This window comes from Gynurincola endophyticus, assembly GCF_003991195.1.
Taxonomy (GTDB): Bacteria; Bacteroidota; Bacteroidia; order Chitinophagales; family Chitinophagaceae; genus Gynurincola; species Gynurincola endophyticus.
The window spans coordinates 355511-379720 of sequence record NZ_RCWL01000002.1; the positions used below are offsets into that span (position 1 = coordinate 355511).

Below are 24210 nucleotides of genomic sequence, written 5' to 3' on the forward strand. Positions count from 1 at the left end.
ATTCTATTTATGTCGTTTTCCTATCTTTCCTAAATGTGTGTCAGAAAAACCGGTTATATATTTTAGTCCGTAGCCGAATACTCTGTCGATACTGGCGTGTGCGTAAAGCAGAATGCCTGTAAAGATGACGATATCGGAATTTAAAAACCATCCTGCAAGAGCTACTCCAATAGCAACTCCTTTATGATGTACAAAATTATAAATGTAAGCACCCCATTTATTACCTAATGAATAACCGATCATAGAGATATCCGGAGCCAGTAAGAAAGCCCAGAACATCCATTCAGGCATATTCAGTAATCTGAATAAAAAGTAGGCGGCGAAAAATTCAGCGACCGCTTCGATGCTTAGAATCTGTTTCATATTATGCCGGTGTTTCTTCAGTTGGTCGGTTACCGGTGTTTAACCGAACATCAAAATCTTTAAAATTTTTCAGTTCACCTTGTGCTTCCAGTTTTCCTGACCTCACCATTTCTTTCAATCTCCACAACAGGAATATATCGCCTGTTTTTACTTTAGTTTTATTAAAAACCTGTTGAATAATTCTATTTGCCTTCTGATAATCTTTTGTAATAAATTTTATCAGTTCTTCATCATAGTAATCAACATCGTACTGAGCGAGTTTTTTACCTCCTTCGAGAATACGGATATATTTTTCTTCACTACAGATTTTTATCCATTCGTCGGGATCAATCTCAAACTCACTCATTGTGATTGGCCTGTTCAGTTTTTTTGCCTTTAAAAATTCTTTCGGCGGAATCTGACTTAACCAATCGGGGTAAAAGATCAATCCTTTCTCATTTATAAACGGCAGGTTGTTCAGGTAAAGTATAAATACTCTTCCCTGAAATTCTTTCATATAATGCAAGGTGAAAAAATATCCTGAAACATCGTGGTGGTTTTGTGCTGCCCATATCCATACTACTTCATTTTCATCTCTTCGTAAGCGGCCAACTACATTAGCCATCGTTTGGTAGTCGCTCCATTCTTCTGCATTTTCAATATCTGTTCCGGCAACTACTTCTTTCCACCATTCTTTACGCGCAGTAATACCTTCGCCAATATACAACTGGCTGAGCGGCCCTACGGCATAATCGTCTTTTACTACAACAATATCCCCCTGAATGCTTTCGTCTAAGGCCTGTGCGGCCTGCAAAACCGGAACATCGGGTTCATTGAATACAATATGGATCATTTCTTTAATTAGTTTTTATTGACCGGTGTAATGAGATAATAAACACAGGTGGTAATAAAGTTCCGGAGATAAGGTATTTTAGTAACGGGCTTCCATTGTTTACGTGGTTTCCATCCGAATTTATATTGATAAATCGGATTCACCAGATAATGCAGGCGATGTACAATTTTATATCCTTTATCTTTTGCTATTCTTTCAAATTGCCCGATACTGATCTGAGTATCTCTGATTTCCATTAATGCTTCAACCGGTTCATCGTATTTTTTAAGCAATCCTTCGTACCATGAGCGTGGCAGCAGATGATACCAGGGAAGTTTGCTTAACCATTTATTGCCACACATCTGCTGGTGTCCGCCAAAAGGCATTTGCCAGGGAGGAAAGCCAAAAAATATTACTCCACCGGGAACCAGAAAAGTTTGCATCCAGGCAATCAGTTTCGGTTGATCGTGGATGTGTTCGATGACATCTTTCAGAACGATGATATTAAACTTACCACCGAGTTCGGTATTGGCATCTACCAGATAAATATCTTTTGAGATGAAGTGTATTTTTCCGGCAGCAATATCCTCTGCCAGCCATTTAGAACCGTTTTCTATCCGTGGATGATCTAACTCCACCCCTACTCCTAAACACCCTCTGTTCACAAATGCTTTTAGTACGCCGCCTTCACCGCACCCGATTTCGAGTACGCGCATACCCGGTTTCACCGGATAATAACTTTCGATGAAGGGAATTACATATTCCGCAGCATTTTGTACCTGTATATCGAAATAACGTTTTCTATCGCTGTGAAATTCGAACATAATATTATTTTATGCCTCTGTCATGTCTAATTCTACACGAAGATTATCAATAATGAACTCCTGACGCTCCTGTGTATTTTTACCCATATAATATTCTAACAGGTGTTGAATATGTTCTCCCTGATCGATTACTACGGGTATTTTTTTCATTTCCGGACCAATAAAGCGTGCAAATTCATTCGGAGAGATTTCACCTAATCCTTTAAAGCGGGTAATTTCAGGCTTACCGCCCAATTTTTTGATCGCCTTTTGCTTTTCCGCTTCATCGTAACAATAGATTGTTTCCTGTTTATTACGAACCCTGAATAAAGGTGTTTCAAGAATATATACGTGATTATTTCTTACCAGATCAGGGAAGAACTGTAAGAAAAAGGTCATCATCAGTAAACGGATATGCATTCCATCAACGTCGGCATCGGTAGCGATAACGATATTTTTGTAACGTAACCCCTCATAACCGTCTTCAATGTTTAATGCATGCTGCAACAGGTTGAACTCTTCATTTTCGTACACCACTTTTTTAGTTAATCCGAAACTGTTCAACGGTTTACCTCTCAGGCTGAATACAGCCTGTGTATCTACATCTCTTGCTTTGGTAATCGATCCTGAAGCAGAGTCTCCTTCCGTAATAAATAAAGTACTGTTATTGATTTTTTCCAATGCAGTTTCTTTATCTTTTCCTGACGGTTCGTCGTCATAGTGAAATTTACAATCTCTTAATTTACGGTTATGAAGGTTTGCTTTTTTTGCTCTCTCATTCGCTAACTTCTTGATACCGGCAAGGTCTTTACGTTCACGCTCTGATTGTTCGATACGCTTTTTAATGGCATCTGCAGTAGCGGTATTTCTATGCAGGAAGTTATCCAACTCTTTTCCGAGAAAATCCATTAAGAAGTTCCGCATGGTTGGCCCTCCTTCGAAAATATTCTGTGAACCAAGCTTCGTTTTGGTTTGTGATTCGAAAACCGGCTCCTGTACTCTTACTGCAACTGCTGCACAAATGCTGGCACGAATGTCGGTGGCATCGTAGTCTTTTTTAAAGAAGTCACGAATCGTTTTCACAAATGCTTCACGAAAAGCCTGCAAGTGAGTTCCTCCTTGTGTGGTGTACTGACCATTTACGAATGAATAATAATCTTCACCATACTGATCACCATGGGTAATTGCTATTTCAATGTCTTCACCTTTCAGATGAATAATCGGATAGCGGTTTTCATCCTCATTGGTTTTACGGGTAAGCAGGTCTAATAGCCCGTTTTTACTAACGTATTTTTTTCCGTTGAGGATCATTGTTAAACCGGCATTGAGGTAACAATAGTTCCACATCTGCTGGTCGATATATTCGAAATTATATTGATAATTCTTAAAAATGCTTTCATCGGCCACAAAGGTTACTTCAGTACCGTTACTTTCTTTACTGGCAGTTTCTTTGTGATCTTTTAATAAAACGCCCCCTTCAAACTCTGCTGTTTTTTGTTTTCCGTCGCGATATGAGGTTACTTTAAAGTATGTACTCAATGCGTTCACTGCTTTCGTACCCACACCGTTCAATCCTACAGATTTCTGAAAGGCCTTACTATCATATTTCGCACCGGTATTGATTTTACTCACTACGTCGACCACTTTACCTAAGGGAATACCTCTACCGTAATCGCGGATAGTTACTTCTTTACCATTAATATTGATTTCAATCTGCTTACCATGACCCATCATGTGTTCATCGATACAGTTATCGATAACTTCTTTGATTAAGACGTAAATACCGTCATCAGGACTTCTACCATCGCCTAATTTACCGATATACATCCCAGGACGAAGTCTGATATGCTCTTTCCAGTCTAAACTTCTAATGGAATCTTCGTTATATTCGAATAAGTTCTTTTCTGTAGACATACTTCCCTAAAAATTAATAAGTTCCAGATAATCAGCACATTAAGCTAAAAAAGTGAAATTTTAGCAGTTTACTGAGGCAAGCAAATATAATAAAAAACCTGCCGCACCAAAATTCGGGGCGGCAGGTTTTTTCAATTGAGAATGGAGAACGAAGAACAGATAATTGAGGTTTAACACTAAATTGTTGAACTCATTTTACAGGCAAACCTACTTCTATCCCCTCCATTCTTCATTCTTAACTATTAATTATTAATTCTTCTTGTCAGAGTTTTATAATTTTTTCAGTGTGTTTACGATCGTTGGTTTCTATCGTGATAAAATAGATTCCCCGCGGTTGATTAGATAAATCTATTCTGTAGTAGGTACCTTTGTTTACATTTTCGTAAGCTACCCTGTTTCCTTTCACGTCGTATACAGCGATCCGTTTCAACTGCGCCGGCATTTGCAGAAAACGGATATTGACATAATCTGTTACCGGATTAGGTGCAATCATGTATCCTTTTTCGCGCAACGCAACAGGCAGTTCTACAGCTCTGAACATTACATTATTAATATAAATATTATTTTCATAACCTGCTTTATTGGTAAAGCTCAGTGTTACTACTGAATTTTTAAATCTTGAAATATCAATACTGTCTCTTCTCCATTGCGAACTATTCTGCGGTACAAACTGTGTGGTGACTGGTGTATTTACTGTAATAAGATCAGCTTTGGTTTTCTTGTAAATAGTTTCATACATAGTAGAGCAACCGTCGCTGATTTCAACCAGCAAGGTATCCCATATCGCTAAATTCTCAGAAAAACTACTGTATACTGCTGCTGCTACATCAAACGAAAAGAAAATAGAGTCAGCAGCAGGTAACTGAACGGGTGGTAATACCAATCTATCCACTTGTCCTAATGCCCCATAGTTATAATTATCTATGTAAGCACCCATATTTCCGGCCGGTGCCCAGGTTATACTATTGTCAGGATTGTCGATATACCATCCTGAAGGCGGAAATCCTAATGTGGTAAAATGTTCACTAAAAGGCAAAGGTTTCGTAACCGCATACACCGTTTGCACAGCCATGAAGTTATTTGAAACATCATCATCATCCACATTGTTCACCTTGAGCACCTGAATGGCAATCTGATTATTTCCTGCCTGTAAATTATTTACATCTAAACGGTACACATAAGTATCATAGGTATTCATATCAACATTCAGCGTAATAACATTCACCTGATTGTTGACAGCCAATGAGCAAACGAGTTGTGTAATTTTCTCAGACCCCTGGTTTTTAAACGTGATATCGTAATAGTTAGAAGGCTCACATACTCTGTTGGAAGGGCTCACTACACTCAGAACCGAAACATTGTTTTGTCCTGAAAGTACCGGTTCATCGCCTAACGAACTGATCAGCCCGGCGCGGAATAGATTCAGTGCCTGCATCATTCTGTCAATCTGCATTTTTGTAAACATTACCAGACACGCGTCAGAGCTGTAATCCATGTAATTCTGGTACATAATTCCATTACCGGTTGGCGTACAGGCGTCGGTTACAATTCCTGAAGGGCATCCTGAGGTAGCGTCTGACTGATTCGGGGTATCATCAATGAGATCTGATCCGCTGCAAGCACCGTCGTCGTCACCCCAGATATGATACAAAAACAGGTAATGCCCCATTTCGTGTGTTAAGGTTTTACCCTCGTTGAAAGGAATATAGTAACCATTCGGTAAAGTTCCATAGTCGATGATAATACCATCTTCTGCCGGATCTGCCATGTTGGGATAAGTGGCTTGCCCCAGAATATTATTTGCCAATTTTCCTACCCATATATTAATGTATTGTGCAGGATCCCAGACATTCGCACCTCCCTGAGCAGTATAATGGATGCGCGTCTGATTAACGTTATACTGGGTAAGTGCATTCGAATACCGGATAATACCATTTGTTTCATTCAGGTCGGGCGTGCGTTGCGCTAAGCGGAATTGAATGATAGATTTACCCCAAACAGATCTAAAATAAGAAGGAATACGGGCAGAATCACCATTTTTACCGGCAAAATCTTCATTCAATTTTTGAATCTGGTCAAAAATTTGTTGGTCTGTAACTGAATTCTGGTTAGTCAGTAAGAGGTGGAACACCACTGGCAGATAAATAGTATCGTTATTGCTAAATAAATTATTGACATTATTAGCCGTAGCAAAAGCTATCCGTTTGTTATTTTCTTCAAAAACAGCTGCCCTGGCAGGATCTTTTTGAATGATATTTTTAAAGTGCTGGGTGGTTCCACAACGAACTACTTCCTGGGCCTTTATAGTTGAAGCAGTTAGTAGGATTAACAAAGTCTCAACAAAAAATTTTGTAACTTTCATTAGTAATTGCGTTGCATTAGATAACTAAGTTAATAAGAAAACGCGTATTTCCTATTCACCGGTCAAATAATAGATAAATTTGCTGTTTGACTTGATGAATGTCACTTTTTAAAGCTAAAACCATGATCATTTTAGCCAAATTAGGAGTTATACTGGGTATAGGTCTTTTTACAATATCTATTAACCCGGCGGGTGGAATCAAAGGTTCAGTACAACCTAAAGATGCCGCTAATTTCGTATATGCCATTCAAGGTAATGATACATTAAAAACGTCTTTACAGGATGGTAATTTTCAGTTTGCAAATGCACCGGCTGGTAACTACCGCCTGATTGTAATGGCCAAACCGCCCTACAAGATGGTGATCAAAGATGATGTAGTAGTTTCAGATGGCAGTACTACAGATGTAGGAATCATTAAATTCAAAAAATAAATCGATACATTTAGTAAGTTTGTTTCATGGAGACAAACTTACTTTTTTTTAAGGATGTTCAGGTGAAGATTGGCGCACAGGTAATTTTGAAAGAGTTGAACATCTCCCTATCCCCCTTCCAACATACTGCCATCATCGGCACATCCGGTTCAGGAAAAACGGTGCTGGCCAATACCATTCTGGGTAAACATTTTTTTAGCGGCGAAAAAATATCCCCCGACTACAGTCAGATAGTTTTTGTGGGCCAGCAGCATCTTTTCGCAGATTTTACCAATACCCGCACCAATCTATATTATCAGCAAAGATTTCAATCGTCTGAGCAGGAAACCACTTCTACAGTTGCAGCGTATCTGATGATAGACGAATTGCTTGCCCGTCATCCTTTCTTAAAAGACTGGTTAAAAATTTTAAGTATTGAACCCTTACTGGAAAAAAATCTTATTCAGCTAAGTAACGGCGAAAACAAACGTGTACAGATTTTTAAATCATTGATCTATCAACCCAAACTGATTATATTTGATCAGCCTTTTATCGGGCTTGATCCGGCCACGCGGGCATTATTGGCCGATTCATTTGGGCAGTTAAGCCAATACGGTATAACCTATTTACTGCTCACCAGCAGTACCGAACTTCCCAAAAGTATTAAACAGGTTTATATACTTACAGATGGTAGAATCAGTACACCTGTTACAAAAAGTGATTTCGAAACAAATACCCTCCGATACTATTCACCCAAAGCATCTCAGGGGTGGAATCTGAGTGATATTTCTTTTGAAAAGAAACATCCGCCCTTCAATGAATATGTAAAAATAAGTAATTGCTCTGTACGGTATGGTGACAAATACCTTTTAAAAGATGTCAGCTTTACTGTTTTACCACATACGGCCTGGTGTGTTTACGGACATAACGGTGCGGGGAAGTCGACACTTTTATCATTAATCTCTGCTGATCATCCGCAGGCTTATGCCAACGAAGTGTATCTGTTCGACCGTAAAAGAGGCACAGGTGAAAGTATCTGGGATATTAAAAAAAATATAGGGTTTATTTCTCCTGAACTACATTTGTATTTTGAACCTTCAGCTACCTGCCAGGAAGCTGTAGCTTCTGGACTATTTGACACGATAGGTTTATTCAGAAAACTCAATAACGAACAGGTAATTCTGGTAGAGAAATGGTTAAAAATTTTAAACCTTGGTCATCTATCGAACAAGCGCTTAAATACCTGTTCAACAGGTGAACAAAGGCTGGTATTACTGGCACGGGCATGTATCAAACAGCCGCCTTTATTAATTCTTGACGAACCCTGCCAGGGGCTTGATGAGCAGCAAACGCAGCATATCAACGACCTGATTGATGCAATTTACAATCAGAGCAATATGAGTTTATTGTATGTAACGCATTATCATCAGCAGGTTCCTAAGTGTATTCAGCATTATTTGAAACTGGAAAAAGGCATCGCTACTATTCATGCCTAAATCATCCGGATTCAATTGTTTTTCGTAAATTAAATTCAAATCAGCTAGTATGGCTACTCAAATAAAATGTCCGAATTGTTCACACGCTTTTGCAATAGAAGATGCAGTATCTGAAGAGTATAAAAAAGAATTGCGCGAGCAGATGTTACAGTTCAATAAAAGGAAGGAAGCAGAGTTTGCAGAGAAAGAAAAAATGCTGAAAGACGAAGCTCAGAAAAAAGAAGCTGCTTTTCAACAACAATTGTTGCAGCAAAAAAAGCAATTGCAGGAAGAGCTGGCACAATCAATTCGTAAAAATGTGGCAGCAGACTATGAAAATCAATTAAAAATATTAGAAGAGCAACACAAAAGCAACGAAGAAAAATTAAAACTTGCCCGCGATAAGGAACTTCAGTTTTTGCGACGCGAACAGGAGCTGAAAAGCAAAGAACAGGAATTGGAAATAGCCCTGCAAAAACAATTGCAGGAAGAACGCGTACGTTTATCTGACGAAATCAGAAAACAGGAAGAACAAAAGAACGCCATCCGCGAACAGGAAATGCAAATGCGTATGAAAGAGCTCGAAAAACAGGTAGAGCAGCAGAAAAAACTGGCGGAAGAAATGAAGCGTAAAGCTGAACAGGGAAGCATGCAGTTACAGGGTGAAGTACAGGAGTTAGCATTAGAAGAATTACTGAAAAATAAATTTCCCATCGACCTTATTGAAGAAGTGGGTAAAGGTATCAGAGGGGCCGATTGTATTTTAACCGTGCGTAATCAGTTTGGTCAAAATGCAGGAAAGATTATTTTCGAAAGTAAAAGAACTAAAAACTTTGATAAGGAGTGGATTGAGAAATTGAAGGCCGATATGCGGAGTACGTCATCTGATCTGGCGGTGATTGTTACTCAAACGATGCCTGACCAGCAACAGCAGTTTTTGCAGATCGACGGTATATGGATTTGTACTTTCAACGAAGTAGCCGCTCTCACACAGGTATTGCGTCAGGGGATTCTGAAAGTGTATCAGTTAGCAGCCTCACAGGAAAACAGAGGCGACAAAATGCATATGCTGTACGATTACCTTACCAGTAATGAATTCGGAGAGCAATGGAAAGCTATACGGGAAGGTTTTCAGGCAATGCGCGCATCTATTCAAAAAGAACGCGATGCAATGGAAAAACTCTGGAAAGCCCGCGAAAAACAACTGGAGAAAGTATTACTGAACGCTGCCCACATTAAAGGATCAATCGAAGGCATTGCCGGTAGTGATAATATCCGGTTAAACCTCACTGACGATGACGAGTTAGACCTCATCGATTAATGAACAATATAAGCCAGTACCAAATGTTTAAACAGTCTGGCTTTTATTCTTATTTCGTAAGGCGTATGTTCTCTTGAAAACATAAAGTACATGTCTATTTCTTCATTGGTACCTATTACAATAGGTTTACAAAGTGTAATGTGATTTTTGAAATCCACTTTACCTTTACCATACCATTTAAATACTGCTTCTTTGGCGCTCCAGATAACAGTGATTAATTCAAGATGTAACTGTGGCAATTCAACAAAGTCTGATAAATAATCCACTTCACGTTCATGCAGAAATTTATTTCCGATGCGTTGAATACGGGGTGTTACAATTTCTATATCAATACCCACCGGCATATTATCATTAATGATGGCAGCGGCAAAATTGCCGCAATGCGAAATAGAGAAGTGATAGGCATCATTCTGAAGGTAAGGCTTCTTCGTATCAGCGATTTTTATATCCTGTACGGGAAAATGTTCCACCAGATGGCGTAAGAGGTACCTGCCAGCCAGATGCTGTAATCTTTTATACGGATGGCTGATATCCTGATAGAGCGGTACTCGTTCAGAAAAAAAGCTCTCGGGCTCTTCTATCTTCCAGATACCTAATTTACCCCCGTTTTTAATATTTTGTTCAAAAAAAAGCGCCACTTAGCTAACAATTTATATTTTTAAAATCATTCCTTACTTTTGTCAAATATAAAGCAGTTTCAATTATGATTTTATCTGATACCAGAATCCTTGAAGAAATGTCAAAAGGAACCATCAAAATAGAGCCATACCAAAGGGCCTGCCTGGGTAGTAATTCCTATGATATTCATCTTGGCAAAACCCTTGCCATGTATAAGAGTACGGTATTAGATGCCAAAAAACATAATACCATCGAGTATTTCGACATCCCGGAAGACGGCTACGTACTGGAACCGCATAAATTTTACCTGGGCGTAACTTTAGAATATACGGAAACCCATGCGCATGTGCCGTTTCTGGAAGGAAAGTCTTCTACCGGCCGCCTTGGTATCGATATTCACGCTACCGCCGGTAAAGGCGATGTAGGCTTCTGCGGCAACTGGACCCTTGAAATTTCAGTTAAACAACCGGTAAGAGTTTATGCAGGCATGCCGGTGGGCCAGTTGATTTATTTCCCTGTAGAAGGAACCATTGAAGTAAAATATAACCAGAAACAAAATGCTAAATATAGCGGACAACCTAACCGTCCGGTGGAAAGTATGATGTTCAAAAACAATTTTTAATCGCTTCGTTTCATTCAAACCATTTATATCGAAAAAGACCTTTACACAGGTATTAATCATAATTTTGAACACAGAAAAGGATAATAGACTGTTATCTGACAGTTTTATCCTTATTCTGTATAAAACCCTTTTTCGATGAAGCCCCGTATACTATTTTTACTATTGTCCGCATTTTTTATTACATCTGCATATGCACAATCCACGTTTGTTATCAACGGTGATTGTAAACAAATGAAAGATGGAGATAAAGTGTATCTGACCTACAAAGCCAATAAGAAAATCATTCTCGATTCAACACTCGTTAAAAACCGGAAATTCCGTTTTACAGGCACCATTGCCGAACCGGTTAAAGCCGGTGTGTATCACAATGAAAATCCGATGTTGATAGAATATACCAAAGGCTCAATAAGCTTGTATCTCGAAGCCGGTAATATCTTTATCAAGAGTAAAGACACTCTCAACAATGCAACAGTGGGCGGTACCTCTCTTAACCGCGACATGCAATTGTTTCAGGACAAATCAGCAGTTTTGAAAGAAACAGCAGCGAAATATAAGGATCCTGATTTCTTCACTGAAGAAGAGAAAAACGATACGGCTTTTGTACGCATCAATGAAGAGAATGGACTGATCAATATGCATAACCGTATCATACTGGAGCTGGCGTTTGCCCGCGAGCATCCTGAATCGCAGGTAAGCCTTGAACTCATCGCAAAAAACTCCTGGCAAAAAAAGTTCATTAATGAAACGGAAGCCGTTTATATTGTTTTGAGCGACAGTATGAAAAATACTGCGCTGGGATTAACCATAAAGGAAAATATCAACCGTGCCCGCCGTATAGGGCCGGGTATGGAGGCGAAAGATTTTACGATGTACGACATGTACGGCAAAGCGGTTAGTTTATCATCTTACAAAGGGCAATATGTTTTACTTGATTTCTGGGCATCCTGGTGTTTACCCTGCCGTGCAGAGCATCCTAACTTAATTGCCGCTTACGAAAAATATAAACAAGCGGGCTTTACCATTTTAAGTGTATCGATAGATACTAACAGAGAAAGCTGGTTGAAAGCGGTTGAAAAAGACAGACTTACCTGGACGCAGATTTCTGACCTGAAAGGAGAAAAAGGAGAAGCATATCTGCTTTATGGCATTACTACGATTCCGGCAAATTATCTGATAGGTCCTGACGGAAAAATTATTGCGCAGGATATAAAAGGTACGATGCTCGCAACAACGCTTGAAAAAGTATTATCCAATAAATAGTTATTCTGGTTAAGCGAAATTGAGCAGTCAATTTCGCTTAATTCATTTTATAAATACTGTAAGTCAGGTAAGTGGCGAAACCTACCCAAAGCAGATAAGGAACCAGCATCCATGCAGCGGTTTTTGATACTTTTCCGAATCGTACAATAGTATAAAAAATCATCAGCCATAAAATAACGATTTCTATAAAAGCATATCCGAACTGCCCTTTGTAAAAGAAGAGGTAACTCCACAACAGGTTAAATCCGAGTTGTACAAAATACATGAATAGTGCCGGCTGTATCAGATACTGCGGTGCTTTTGAGCGATATACCATGAATGCAGCAATCGTCATCATCAAATATAGAATCGTCCACACTACCGGAAACACTTCATTAGGAGGAACCAAAGAAGGCTTATTAATATGCTGATACCACGATTCTACCGCAGGTTGAGTAATCATACTCCCTATTGCAGCCACAATGATAGTCGGAATTAAAACAATAATCAGTTTTTTCAGTTGGTCGCTCATGTATGTATTTTAATAAAATCAAACATTGTTGATACATTGAGGATAATACTATCCTACTGACAGCATCAATGATTGTATTATCAGCAAAAAGGTTATGCCAGCAATTCATAGAGAAGCCTGCTTCACCTCTTAACACTTCCAATTCTTAACTCTCAATTATTAATTCTTAATTACTTTTACAGTGTATCCCACCCTTCTTTTTCAGCATATGCTACCAGCCAGGTAACCAGGCCGCTGTAGCTTAACATACCTTCCGGTTGTTCGTTTGCTTTTAGAAATTCACCATATAAAATACTGATCAGCCGATCAATCGGATTCTTATATTTTTTCCAATATTCTTTCAGATAATCGAGGTCGCGTAATACCCATATCGGTAATTGATCGTGATAATATGATTCCATAGAGGGAACCATTCGTTTGATATAAGCCTGTGCATATAAATAACCATCCAGATAGGCAGAATACCTTAGCACGGGGTCTTCACTTTTAGAGGCAGCTAAAAAACCTACAAAATTCGCTTCACTTTCTTTTGCACAACCCAGCTGGTGTGCAATTTCATGTGTAGTGGTAAACGGAACGGTAAAATAGGGCGTTTTTGTATTTACCTGTGCTTCGCCTGTAATCGGATTATAATAACCGGAATACCCCAGATAATTTCCTAATACGCCAAACAACGAAGGTTTTACACTGGCAGCTTTATAACCCGCATTACTTTTCATCACATCGGCAGCACGATTCAGCTCAAATGCAGGCGGATGACCAAATGCTTCATTGACATCACCTATTGCAGCCAACCGGTTCACCATTGCCTGTGCAAACTGACAAACTTTCTGACTATCTAAACTAACTAATTCTAAATCATATCGTTCCTGTATAGTTAGACGGTTATAGTTCAATCCCCATAAAACATTAAATGAGATATAGATAATCAAAAAAGCTTTGACCATCGTATATAAATAATGAACCCTTATTTTTTTAAACAACCGGAAAACAATATAGAGCAGATAAATGATTACAATCAAGTAAAACAAATCACCTATGCTAAAAGGAATCCATCCGAATAACCATCGTTGAAGCCTACTCGAATAAATGTAAAAGCCGTTACTATACCATTTTTCTACAGCTTCAGGAAATAAAGAAAACAGCTTAATTACTAATGAAACAAGTAAAAGAAGTAAGAGCGTGCGGTGTTTTTTTAGTATTTCAACGAATTTTAACATGTATCCAAAATAATAAAAATATACACTCAAATTCTAAAACTAAAATTGTATTTTGATTTAAAATTTGCTTGCTATATGAATGATGTACCAAATAATGACGGAATGAAACAACTCCTGGGTGAATTACAAGGTAATTTGGCCAAAGTTGCGCTGGGAGGAGGTCAAAAGTCCATCGACAAACAACATGAAAAAGGAAAATTAACAGCCAGAGAGCGGATCGGTTATCTGGTGGATAAGAATAAGCCGGTCATTGAGATTGGTGCCCTGGCCGGTTGGGGAATGTACGAAGCGGAAGGTGGTTGCCCTTCAGCAGGTACGGTAGCCGTAATGGCATATGTAAGTGGTAAACAGTGCCTGGTAGTAGCCAATGACCAGACGGTAAAAGCCGGCGCGTGGTTTCCGATTACCGGTAAAAAGAATCTGCGTTTACAGGAAATAGCCATGGAGAATCATTTGCCGATTATTTACCTGGTAGATAGTGCAGGTGTGTATCTTCCGATGCAGGATGAGATTTTTCCTGATAAAGAACATTTCGGCAGAATATTCCGTAACAATGCAAAAATGAGCGCTATGGGTATTACCCAGATCGCTGCAGTAATGGGTGCATGTGTGGCCGGAGGGGCTTACTTACCGATAATGAGTGACGAAACGCTGATGGTAACCGGAAAAGGTTCTATTTTCCTGGCCGGTCCTTATCTGGTAAAAGCTGCTATCGGCGAAGATATTGATATTGAAACATTAGGCGGAGCCGTTACACATACAGAAATCAGCGGTATTGCCGATTATAAGTTTGATACCGAACAGGAGTGTTTAGAACAGGTAAAACGTATTATGGATAAACTGAGTACCACTCAGTTTAATCATTTTTCAAGAATAGAACCTTTACCACCGGCAGTTCCGGCTACAGATATTTACAAAGTAGTGCCTACTGCTGCCGGAAAAACCTACGATACCAAAGATCTGATAGAATGTATTGTAGATGCTAAAAGTTTCGACGAATACAAAACCGATTATGGCAAAACCATCGTGTGCGGCTATGCCCGCATCGACGGATGGGCAGTAGGAATTGTAGCGAATCAAAGAAAAATTGTAAAAAGCAAGCTGGGTGAAATGCAGATTGGGGGCGTTATTTATAACGATAGTGCTGATAAAGCTGCAAGATTTATCATGAATTGTAACCAAAAGAAAATTCCATTAGTATTTTTGCAGGATGTAACCGGCTTTATGGTAGGTTCAAGAAGCGAACATGCTGGAATTATCAAAGATGGTGCAAAGCTGGTAAATGCAGTAGCGAACTCTGTAGTACCTAAATTTACTATCATCGTAGGCAATTCATTTGGTGCAGGCAACTATGCCATGTGTGGCAAGGCTTATGACCCACGATTCATCTATGCATGGCCCAATGCAAAGATAGCTGTAATGGGAGGAGAACAGGCTGCCAAAACACTGTTACAGATCCAGGTAGCCGGTTTGAAAGCCAAAGGACAAAATATTGACCCGGCAGAAGAACAGGCACTTTTACAAAAGATAAAAGATAAATATGAAGTGCAGACTTCTCCATACTATGCCGCCGCCAGATTATGGGTTGACAATATTATAGACCCGGTGCAAACCAGACTGGTTATAGCAGAAGGTATTGCTGCCGCCAGTCATCAACCGGTATTGCCACCTTTCAGTACCGGCGTTATTCAAGTATAGATTAAAACATAAAAATAAATAGCATTGGCGACGACTAAAGAATTAGTGATTTTTACGGATGGTGCTTCCAGGGGAAATCCCGGCCCGGGTGGATATGGTGCGATACTGATATGGGGAAACACCAAAAAAGAGATCTCGGCCGGATACCGGAAAACCACCAACAACAGAATGGAATTGTTAGCAGTGATCGCAGCATTGGAACTATTAACAAAAGAAGGATTAAAGATCAAAGTTTATTCAGACAGTCAATATGTAGTAAAAGCCGTAGAGCAAAAGTGGTTAGACAATTGGATCAGAACTAACTTCAGCGGTGGAAAAAAGAACCCGGATCTCTGGAAACGTTATTATCAGTTAGCACAAAAACACAAAGTAAGTTTTCAATGGGTAAAAGGTCATGCTGATAACCCGATGAACAATCGCTGTGACGAACTGGCAACAGCTGCTGCTGATGGCAAAAACTTACTCATCGATGAATACTACGAACAAAATGAAGGATGAGGAAACAGCTGAAAAACCAGGCCGTATAAAAAGAGATATAAAAAGTACCGCAGGTATAAAAGAAGAGCTCCTTCTAATAAGATACGAAAAAAATAGCATACTACCAAATATCATTGGTTGCATGATATGATAAAAAATAAGCCCCTTTCAATTGAAAGGGGCTTATTTTTTATGTGTTGTTTTAACACTATTGACTTTGATATACTTTTTGACGTTGCAAAGAAGCATAATAAACTCCTATCAGAATAGCACCAAAAAAGAAGGTAGCTAACAGAGAGTTGTAATAAAAAGGTAAAGCCACTGTATAGTTTGCAATTAAACCGCTAAAAGTTCTGGAGAATCCGAATCCTCCTCCGCTTAACCATACCTGTAAATTAGAAATCAGAAAATAAAAAGTGGGTCCGGCTATACCTGCAGCGATATAACTCTTCCAGTTTTTCTGACGGAATAACATCCCCACAAAAACTACGCTGGTCAGAAGAATATAGTTAATCCATTGTCCCTGATAAAAACCAGGAATCGCAGACTTACCTGAAATGTATAACAAATGATAAAGAAGGTCTGAAATTAAAAGCGACGCAATAGGTGCCAATAGACTGAATGCACGGTTTTTAAAAAAGATACCTCCAAATAAAGCAATCGCAATTTGTGGGGCAAACCCCGGTGGTCGATCAAAGGCACGGTAAACGGCTGCGATCACTACCATTGCTACAAATAACAAGAGCTGAGTTCTATTAATTTTCATATGTTTTCACTTTACAATGCTTCAAAAGTAATAAAAATTAGCTAATCTAATCTTTTTTCGGAGTTGTAGCATGAAATACTACTGTATTTTGCGCTGCATCAATTTTCACCTGCTGATTTGCATGAGCAAACGCTGCCCCTCCCTGAATCAATTCAAAATCAGCAAATTGAGCTTTACCTTCCTGTACCAGGAAGATAGATGGACCGTTCGTTGTCAATTCAAAAGAAGTATGAGCAGGCAGTTCAATTTTTCTTAACTCAAAGTCATGAGCCGGTGTAACAAACACCCATTCTCCTGCTATCTCTCTGCCGGTAAGGATATCAGGATGGGTTGCTTCAAATCTGGTATGCTTGAGTAATTCAGGTACATCTACATGTTTTGGAGTAAGCCCTCCTCTTAAAACATTATCTGAATTAGCCATAATTTCTAAGTTCTGCCCCTCTAAATAAGCGTGGGGAACACCGGCATCTTGAAAAATAGCTTGTCCGGTAGAGAGGTTTACAATATTAAAGAAGTAGATAGAAAAGAGTCCTTTATCGTATCCATTTTTACAAAATGTTTTAAAAGCGCGTGCAGCCCAAAAGTCTTCACTCTTTTTATCCAGTTTATTGGCTTCATATTGTGGTAAAATAGCTGCGATGTGGTTTTCAAAAATTTCGCGTACGCGGGTTTCATCATACTGCATCACTTCGCTGTACAATGCCTGATAATCGCCTTCACCGAAAACCGGCAGCAGATACTTAAGGCACTCAACACGCTGCAAAGTTTGTTTTAATTCATGCACGGGTTTAAATCCGTGCAGTAACCAAAAATCACTCAACGCTACCATCAACTCTGGCTTATGATTATCATCTTTGTAATTTCTGTGCGGAGCCGTCAATGCAATGCCTGCAGCATTTTCATCAGCAAAAGCTTTTACAGCCGCCTGTTTCGAAGGATGTACCTGTATGGATAACATATCTTTCACATCCAGAATTTTAAACAAAAAAGGTAATCTTCCGAAAGCATTGTTCACCTTTTCGCCTAATATTGTTGCGGAATCTTTTCCGATATAATCGTTTAAAGGAATACTTTCATTTCCCAATACTACTTGAGAAGGTGCATTTACATGCGCTCCCAGCCAATATTCAGCCATTGGCTTTCCTGAATTGTTGGTTGTACCTAAAAAAGCTGCGATAAAATCAAACCCACCCCAATCATAATGTTGAACAGTGCCGGTCAAAGGAAAAATTTTCATATCTAAAAGATTAATAAAATACGTATGTATATACATATCAAATTTACAAGTTCCTTAAACAATTCTATATGTCTGGCATAAAAAAGTTTGGAAACTGGGGAGAATCTATAGCGATTGCGTGGTTATTAACGGAAGAATTTGAAATTTTACATCAAAACTGAAGAAAAGGCAGGTATGAAATTGATATTATAGCCCGTAAAAAAGAAAAATTTCATTTTATTGAAGTAAAAACAAGAACCGATGAACGTTTTGGATATGGTTTAACCAATCACAAACTTCAACACCTGTGGGCAGCGATTGAAGCCTACATAGAAGATAACAACATTGATGAAACCATTGAAACAGACATTCTGCTCATTACAGGGTTTGAGCAACAGTATACGATACAGTGAATAGAAGATATTTATGACTTTGCAGAATAGTGTTCTTTGATTTTCTCAACAAATTTATAAGTAGCCGGACAAAAAGTAACATTTTGTTTATAAACATGTACATACTCCATCATCGGTTTTTTATGGTGGTGCGGAAATCCGGAACAGTCTTTCGGACGAACCTCATAAATGCTGCACTTATTATCGTCCAGATTTAAAAACTGGCAGGGTTGAATTTTATTTACCCAATCACCTTCATCATCTTTCAGCAACCACTTTTCTTTAAAGTGTTTTTCGGAGATATTCATATGATTGGCAATCCGTTTAATATCCTTTGAGGTAAAGGTAGGAGACATTGTTCTACAACAATTTGCACAAGCCAGGCAATCTATTTCTCCCCACACCTGCTGGTCTTTAACCGCAGCAACCTGATGTAAGTCTTTGGGACGATTCTTGCTCAATTTGTTTAAAAAACGCTTGAGAGACGGAGCATTTTTGTCCATCGTTTTCTTAAAAGTTTTGAATTTGAAACCGGCCATCTGAGTTGCTTTTCTAGATTTTAACGATATTCGTTGCACGAATATAATAAGTTGATTGAATAAGCCAGTAAAATAATGTGGACAACTTATAAAAAAGGATATAAATCATTTTTAGAGCTGGAGAAATCTCTGTCGGAGAATTCAGTACTTGCCTATATGCATGATATAGATAAGCTGACTTCTTTTTTAGCAATAGAACATGCTGATTTATTACCACACACGGTTAACTTACAGCACCTGCAACAATTTTTGCAGTGGCTGGGAGAGTTGGGCGTTTCAGCAGGTACACAAGCCAGGGTGATTTCGGGCATAAAGTCGTTTTACCAATACTGCCTGATAGAAAAACTGGTTTCAATTGACCCTAGTTTATTACTGGAAACGCCCAAGCTAAGAAGAAAATTACCGGAAGTACTAAGTGTTGAAGAAATAGAGGCCATCATCGGGCAAATCGACCTCAGTACACCGGAAGGCCTGAGAAACAAAGCCATGCTTGAAACATTATACAGTTGTGGGCTGAGAGTTTCCGAACTGATCGGCTTAACCATTAATAATATGTTTCTTGATGTAGGTTTTATAAGAGTAATAGGAAAAGGTGATAAAGAAAGGTTGATTCCTATAGGGCAAGAGGCTGTCAAACATATCGGATTTTATCTTTCTTACAGAAAGCAGATGAAGGTTATAAAAGGAAATGATCAATATTTATTTTTGAACCGGAGAGGAAAACAACTGACACGGGTAATGGTCTTTCTCATACTAAAAGAGTTGACGGCTGCGGCGGGTGTAAAAAAGAACATTTCACCACATACGTTCAGGCATTCCTTTGCCACACATCTGATAGAAGGCGGAGCCGATTTAAGAGCTGTACAGGAAATGCTGGGACACGAAAGTATTACCACAACAGAAATTTATACGCACATCGATAGAAATTTCTTACGAAAAACACTAGAGATGTACCACCCGGCATTTAAATAAAAATTATTTTGAAATAAGTATTATATTAGTAAAGTGAAAATATCCGAATTAACAGACGAACAGTTAGTGCAACATTATATTGAATCTAACGATGTTCAATATTACCTGCAGATAACAAACCGCTACCAGGAACCGCTGTTTGGAGTATGTTTCAGGTTCTTAAACGATCTGAATCATGCACAAACTGCTGCGATCAATATAAAAAACAGACTTAAAAAAGATATCAGATCATACTCGGGTAAAAATTTTAAAACATGGTTACATGAGTATGTAAAAAAAGAGTGTATACAACAGCTGGAGCTACAAAACATTGCGGTACCTCCCACTCTATTAGAGTCTTTTCGCCCGGAAGAACAGGAATCATTATTCGATCCGTCAGTACCTGCAGCTTCTCTCGAAAGCCTGATTAACTGTCTCGAAACCCTTCCTGAAAACCAGCAGCTCACCATTAAATTATTTTATTTAAAGGAAATGAGTATGACTGAGATTGAAAAAGCAACCGGCATGGAAATGTATAAGATTAAGAACTATCTGCAAAAAGGTAGAAAAAATCTTAAAACCTGTATGCTTCAATATCAATCGAACAACTAAGAATTTTTATGTCGAAATTATACACTGCAGAATATATCTATAAGTACATCAAGGGCGAATTAAGTAAAGAAGAAACTTACCTGCTGGAAAAATCAGCATTATCGGATCCTTTTTTGCTGGATATGATTAACGGTTATGAAGTAGCTTTTAAAAAATTCGGCCATGCAAAGGTTCAGGAATATTTACAAAATATTAAACATGCTTCCACTCCGGGTACAACCAACCGATTCAAAAATAAAAAGAAATTATTGATCGCTGCAGGTATCACCGGTTTGCTGATATTATCAGTCATTTTGAGCTGGAATCAATTGAACAGCAAGATCACTCTCACTGAGTCTGTTCCTGACCAACCGGTTGTAGAACAATCCGGAAGTGTTACAGTCAATGAACTGGTGTTGGAAACCTATTCATTAGAAATAAAATTAAGTGACGAGCAAGGCCAACCGCTGGTACAAAAAGATATTTCTATTTATAACAAACATTATAAAACAGACAATAACGGTAAAATTAATATCAGGCCGTTAAAAGCAGGAACAAATTTCAGTGTGGATATTCCGGGTTTCAAATCGGTACAGATCTCTATTCCTAAAGGGCATCATGAAACAGTGCTGATTCAGGTAGAAGCAGAAAATGGTATACCTAAAACGTCTACCCTGCCAAAAGAGAAAATGTATGCGCCTGAAGGGGGATGGTATAAATTTCAAAAATTTGTAGACGACAACAAGCAGTTACCAATTGATAATCAATTTCTGAAAGGAACTGTAGTGATAAAAGCCAGCTTGTCGAGCACCAATATATTAAGTGGATTTGAAGTAACTCAATCACTAAACACCAAATACGACGAAGAGGCTATTCGCTTGATAAAAACTTATGATGGTTGGAAAAACAAAATGAGTGCTCCGATTGTAGTATATCTCGAAGTAAATTTTTAACTTGTATCAATAACATCATTAGGCTTTATGAAGAAGATTCTTTTAGCATCCGCATTGTTAGCAATTATTAGCTTTGCCGATGCACAAAACTTAAAAACTCCCTCTCCGTCTCCAAGACAAACAGTTGTTCAGGAATTCGGACTTGGTGAAGTAACACTTTCTTATTCACGCCCTTCTGCAAAAGGTCGTGTCATTTATGGAGATCTGGTTCCCTTCGATAAAGTTTGGAGAACTGGTGCTAACAATCCAACCACTTTAACTTTTACAGAAGAAGTAATCATTGGTGGCAAAAAAATTGCAGCAGGAAAATATGGCCTGATAACTATTCCCGGAAAAACAACCTGGAAAATTATCATTTCTAAACAAACTGATATCAATTCACCTTCAGCTTATAAAGCTGAAAACAACTTAGCAGAAGTAACTGCTACAGTACAAAAACCGGCTACAGCGGTTGAAACATTCACCATTGACTTCGGAACTATTACGAACGAAACAATGAACCTGAATATCAGCTGGGGAAATGCCATGGTGACCTTACCGATCAAATCTGAAAATGACACTAAAGTAGTAGCTCAGATTAACGAATTGATGAATGCAGCAGGTGATAAAAAACCTTATTTTCAGGCAGCAATGTATTATTTAGATAATAACAAAGAGCTCAATAAAGCAAACGAATGGATGCAAAAAGCTGCTGCTGAATCACCGGAAGCTTTCTGGATTTTTTACCATAAAGCAAGATTAGAAGCAAAACTCGGTAAAAAAACAGACGCGATTGCTTCTTCAAAAAAATCATTAGATTTGGCAAAGAAAGCCAACTGGGCTGATTATATTAAGTTGAACGAAGACTTATTAAAAACATTACAATAGACTAGTACTTACCCATTATAATTCTAAAAGTAATCCCCTTTCATTCATTTGAAAGGGGATTCTTTTTATTCATCAACAATAGAATTATAAAACCTGAACTGCTATCAGAATTATACTGTTACAGCGCGTTTGCCCGCATTACGGAAATATTGAATAGTAACGGCCAGTATAAAAATCAATACAACAGCAATTACATTTAACCATAAAAAACTCACTATATCTGCTTTATAAATAAATAAAATAGCTACCTGTGTAATAATAGCTCCCCAGAAAACAGCTTGCGCCTTAACATATTTTACCAAAAAACCAATCAGGAAGATTCCTAATATAGTTCCATAGAACAATGAGCCGAGAATGTTTACAGCCTCAATTAAACTATTACCCAGGTTATATAAGAACTGAGCAACCACGATACAGAACACTCCCCAGAAAAAGGTATACCACTTCGAGTACTGATAAGCTTTCTTTTCTGATAGATTTTTATTCCAGAAGCGTTGGTGAAAATCGACCATTGTACACGACGACAATGAATTTAATGCCGCTGCGATGCTTCCCCAGGCAGATAAAAAGATAATGGCAATAATTAACCCTACTACGCCGGAAGGTAGTGTAGAGCCTACAAAATGAAGAAAAATATAATTGGTATCATTACCCACACCCGTACCCTGAACTTTCGATAAAATACTTTTCACGCCTTCTCTTCTATGCTGTACAGTTTGCTCTAAACTTTTATAAGTTGTTTTATCTAATTGATTCAGATTTTCTGCATGTAAAAAAGCGATCCGTTTATTCTCAGCATCTTCAAAATCATTCAGCGCCGATTGTAACTCACCTTTATATTCACTCTGCAATCCCTGTTGTATCAAACCTTCGTTGAAAAATGCCGGTGCCGGTTTAAACTGATACACCGCAAACAACAAAATCCCCAGCATCAGAATAAAAAACTGTAAAGGAATTTTAAATATTCCGTTTAATACTAATCCCAGTTTACTCTCGTTTTCAGATTTAGCGGTCAGATATCTTCCTACCTGACTTTGATCGGTACCAAAATAACTGAGCGATAAGAAGAAGCCTGCAATCAAACCGGAGAATATATTATAACGATCTTTCCAAAAGCCTTCTTCAGGCCCAAAAGAAACGATATTCATTTTATCGAACACACCGCTGATGTTGAGTGCCTGATTAACACCTACATGATCGGGCAATGCTTTAAAAGCATAATATGCCGCTAAAAACATAGCACCGTAGATGACCAGAAATTGTAGCTTTTGCGTGTAAGCAACCGCTTTAGCTCCGCCGGTGATGGTATAAATTAATAGCAATCCGCCCATCAGCCAGGTGGTAAGATTAAAATCCCACCCCAACATACTATGTAAAACAATAGTTGGAGCTACTAATGAAATTCCTGTAGAAAGACCTCTGGATATTAAAAAAAGAAAGGCGGTAAACAATCTTGTTTTTCCATCAAAGCGATTTTCTAAATACTCATAGGCAGTAAATATCTTTAGTTTTCTGAACACGGGTACAAAAAATATACAGATCACTATCATGGCCAATGGCAGCCCAAAGTAATACTGAATAAATTGCATTCCTTCGGTATAAGCCTGACCGGGAGCACTGATAAAAGTTACCGCAGATGCCTGTGTTCCCATGATACTTAACAGTACAATCCACCATGGAATAGACTGGTCACCTAAAAAATAGCCCTGCAGATTTTTACTGGCATTACTTTTCCAGATACCGTATCCGATAATCAGGATCAGGGTAATACATAAAACAAAAATATCAGAGGGGGCTAAGTTCATGAAAACTTGCTATTTAATTGAAAGAAAAAAATAATTTCCAATATCAATACCAGTATAATCAGCAGATACCAGTATCTCCATTTAGAAAACAAAGGAATTTTATCATTTTCTTCTTTTTGCATAAGTCAATACTAAAATTAAAAATATCATCATGCCGATAAACAGGCCGATGCTCATTTTTTTAATGAGTTTTCCGATAATCAAACCAAGAACGATGGCTACAATTAATGCAACATCTCCTTTCCTTAACTTAGGTAAGTTCATC

The 24210-nt window shown here is 38.4% G+C and carries 25 protein-coding genes; 12 read left to right on the plus strand and 13 right to left on the minus strand.

The window, feature by feature from the left end:
• Positions 1-3: 3 nt before the first annotated feature.
• The 5 genes from D9O48_RS05505 to D9O48_RS05525 all read right to left on the minus strand — a co-directional run bounded on the left by D9O48_RS05505 (position 4) and on the right by D9O48_RS05525 (position 6223).
• A complete protein-coding gene (locus D9O48_RS05505; protein ID WP_126971437.1) occupies positions 4-363 on the minus strand; it encodes a DUF4260 domain-containing protein in 360 nt (119 codons plus the stop codon).
• A gap of 1 nt (position 364) precedes the next feature.
• On the minus strand, positions 365-1195 hold the full coding sequence (locus D9O48_RS05510; RefSeq protein WP_126971439.1) for a DUF1835 domain-containing protein: 831 nt from the start codon (positions 1193-1195) through the stop codon (positions 365-367).
• Positions 1196-1203: 8 nt separating this feature from the next.
• The gene (locus tag D9O48_RS05515) at positions 1204-1998 is read right to left on the minus strand and encodes a class I SAM-dependent methyltransferase (RefSeq protein WP_126971441.1); all 795 of its coding nucleotides are present in this window, start codon (positions 1996-1998) and stop codon (positions 1204-1206) included.
• 9 nt (positions 1999-2007) lie between these two features.
• Positions 2008-3891 carry a DNA topoisomerase IV subunit B gene (locus tag D9O48_RS05520; RefSeq protein ID WP_126971443.1) on the minus strand — a complete coding sequence of 628 codons (1884 nt, stop codon included), beginning with the start codon at positions 3889-3891 and terminating at the stop codon, positions 2008-2010.
• 262 nt (positions 3892-4153) lie between these two features.
• On the minus strand, positions 4154-6223 hold the full coding sequence (locus D9O48_RS05525) for a M43 family zinc metalloprotease (protein WP_158624825.1): 2070 nt from the start codon (positions 6221-6223) through the stop codon (positions 4154-4156).
• A gap of 152 nt (positions 6224-6375) precedes the next feature.
• On the opposite strand from D9O48_RS05525, the gene D9O48_RS05530 reads away from it, so the two are divergent.
• The 3 genes from D9O48_RS05530 to D9O48_RS19125 all read left to right on the plus strand — a co-directional run bounded on the left by D9O48_RS05530 (position 6376) and on the right by D9O48_RS19125 (position 9459).
• Complete coding sequence (locus D9O48_RS05530) at positions 6376-6684, plus strand: carboxypeptidase-like regulatory domain-containing protein (RefSeq protein ID WP_126971447.1); 309 nt, start codon at positions 6376-6378, stop codon at positions 6682-6684.
• 26 nt (positions 6685-6710) lie between these two features.
• Complete coding sequence (locus tag D9O48_RS05535) at positions 6711-8159, plus strand: ATP-binding cassette domain-containing protein (RefSeq protein WP_126971449.1); 1449 nt, start codon at positions 6711-6713, stop codon at positions 8157-8159.
• Between the two features lie 601 nt (positions 8160-8760).
• Positions 8761-9459, plus strand: a complete 699-nt coding sequence (locus D9O48_RS19125) for a DUF2130 domain-containing protein (protein WP_394343556.1) — start codon at positions 8761-8763, stop codon at positions 9457-9459.
• On the opposite strand, the gene D9O48_RS05545 is transcribed toward D9O48_RS19125, so the two are convergent.
• Entirely contained in the window at positions 9456-10097 is a 642-nt protein-coding gene (locus D9O48_RS05545) for a 4'-phosphopantetheinyl transferase family protein (RefSeq protein WP_126971453.1), read from the minus strand. The two genes, D9O48_RS19125 and D9O48_RS05545, sit on opposite strands and share 4 nt — an antisense overlap.
• 65 nt (positions 10098-10162) lie before the next feature.
• Here D9O48_RS05545 and dcd point away from each other — a divergent pair, with 65 nt between their 5' ends.
• A complete protein-coding gene (gene dcd / locus D9O48_RS05550) occupies positions 10163-10699 on the plus strand; it encodes a dCTP deaminase (RefSeq protein ID WP_126971455.1) in 537 nt (178 codons plus the stop codon).
• A 135-nt stretch (positions 10700-10834) separates the two neighbouring features.
• On the plus strand, positions 10835-11959 hold the full coding sequence (locus tag D9O48_RS05555; protein ID WP_126971457.1) for a TlpA disulfide reductase family protein: 1125 nt from the start codon (positions 10835-10837) through the stop codon (positions 11957-11959).
• A 37-nt stretch (positions 11960-11996) separates the two neighbouring features.
• Here the strand turns inward: D9O48_RS05555 and D9O48_RS05560 are convergent, their stop codons facing one another.
• Together D9O48_RS05560 and D9O48_RS05565 are read right to left on the minus strand one after the other, a co-directional pair.
• The gene (locus tag D9O48_RS05560) at positions 11997-12470 is read right to left on the minus strand and encodes a TspO/MBR family protein (RefSeq protein WP_126971459.1); all 474 of its coding nucleotides are present in this window, start codon (positions 12468-12470) and stop codon (positions 11997-11999) included.
• Between the two features lie 176 nt (positions 12471-12646).
• On the minus strand, positions 12647-13690 hold the full coding sequence (locus D9O48_RS05565; RefSeq protein WP_126971461.1) for a DUF3810 domain-containing protein: 1044 nt from the start codon (positions 13688-13690) through the stop codon (positions 12647-12649).
• Positions 13691-13765: 75 nt separating this feature from the next.
• On the opposite strand from D9O48_RS05565, the gene D9O48_RS05570 reads away from it, so the two are divergent.
• Positions 13766-15388, plus strand: a complete 1623-nt coding sequence (locus D9O48_RS05570) for an acyl-CoA carboxylase subunit beta (RefSeq protein WP_199750507.1) — start codon at positions 13766-13768, stop codon at positions 15386-15388.
• Positions 15389-15412: 24 nt separating this feature from the next.
• Entirely contained in the window at positions 15413-15886 is a 474-nt protein-coding gene (gene rnhA, locus D9O48_RS05575) for a ribonuclease HI (protein WP_126971463.1), read from the plus strand.
• A gap of 187 nt (positions 15887-16073) precedes the next feature.
• Here rnhA and D9O48_RS05580 read toward each other — a convergent pair whose 3' ends face one another.
• Positions 16074-16631: a DUF6580 family putative transport protein gene (locus tag D9O48_RS05580; RefSeq protein ID WP_126971465.1), complete on the minus strand. Its 558-nt coding sequence runs from the start codon at positions 16629-16631 to the stop codon at positions 16074-16076.
• Positions 16632-16677: 46 nt separating this feature from the next.
• On the minus strand, positions 16678-17868 hold the full coding sequence (gene manA / locus D9O48_RS05585) for a mannose-6-phosphate isomerase, class I (RefSeq protein ID WP_233589188.1): 1191 nt from the start codon (positions 17866-17868) through the stop codon (positions 16678-16680).
• Positions 17869-18053: 185 nt separating this feature from the next.
• Here manA and D9O48_RS19130 point away from each other — a divergent pair, with 185 nt between their 5' ends.
• Complete coding sequence (locus D9O48_RS19130) at positions 18054-18260, plus strand: YraN family protein (protein WP_394343557.1); 207 nt, start codon at positions 18054-18056, stop codon at positions 18258-18260.
• 11 nt (positions 18261-18271) lie between these two features.
• Here the strand turns inward: D9O48_RS19130 and D9O48_RS05595 are convergent, their stop codons facing one another.
• Positions 18272-18778, minus strand: a complete 507-nt coding sequence (locus tag D9O48_RS05595) for a YkgJ family cysteine cluster protein (protein ID WP_158624826.1) — start codon at positions 18776-18778, stop codon at positions 18272-18274.
• A gap of 75 nt (positions 18779-18853) precedes the next feature.
• On the opposite strand from D9O48_RS05595, the gene xerD reads away from it, so the two are divergent.
• From xerD to D9O48_RS05615, 4 genes are read left to right on the plus strand one after another with little or no spacing between them, the layout of a single operon-like run.
• Positions 18854-19750 (plus strand): site-specific tyrosine recombinase XerD, encoded by an 897-nt coding sequence (gene xerD / locus D9O48_RS05600; RefSeq protein ID WP_126971471.1) that lies wholly within the window; start codon positions 18854-18856, stop codon positions 19748-19750.
• A 33-nt stretch (positions 19751-19783) separates the two neighbouring features.
• Complete coding sequence (locus tag D9O48_RS05605; protein ID WP_158624827.1) at positions 19784-20341, plus strand: RNA polymerase sigma factor; 558 nt, start codon at positions 19784-19786, stop codon at positions 20339-20341.
• An 8-nt stretch (positions 20342-20349) separates the two neighbouring features.
• On the plus strand, positions 20350-21273 hold the full coding sequence (locus tag D9O48_RS05610; RefSeq protein WP_126971475.1) for a hypothetical protein: 924 nt from the start codon (positions 20350-20352) through the stop codon (positions 21271-21273).
• A 27-nt stretch (positions 21274-21300) separates the two neighbouring features.
• On the plus strand, positions 21301-22140 hold the full coding sequence (locus D9O48_RS05615; RefSeq protein WP_126971477.1) for a DUF2911 domain-containing protein: 840 nt from the start codon (positions 21301-21303) through the stop codon (positions 22138-22140).
• A 110-nt stretch (positions 22141-22250) separates the two neighbouring features.
• Here D9O48_RS05615 and D9O48_RS05620 read toward each other — a convergent pair whose 3' ends face one another.
• Positions 22251-23945 carry a sodium:solute symporter gene (locus D9O48_RS05620; RefSeq protein WP_126971479.1) on the minus strand — a complete coding sequence of 565 codons (1695 nt, stop codon included), beginning with the start codon at positions 23943-23945 and terminating at the stop codon, positions 22251-22253.
• 102 nt (positions 23946-24047) lie between these two features.
• Positions 24048-24209 carry a hypothetical protein gene (locus D9O48_RS18940; protein WP_199750508.1) on the minus strand — a complete coding sequence of 54 codons (162 nt, stop codon included), beginning with the start codon at positions 24207-24209 and terminating at the stop codon, positions 24048-24050.
• Position 24210 lies beyond the last annotated feature (1 nt).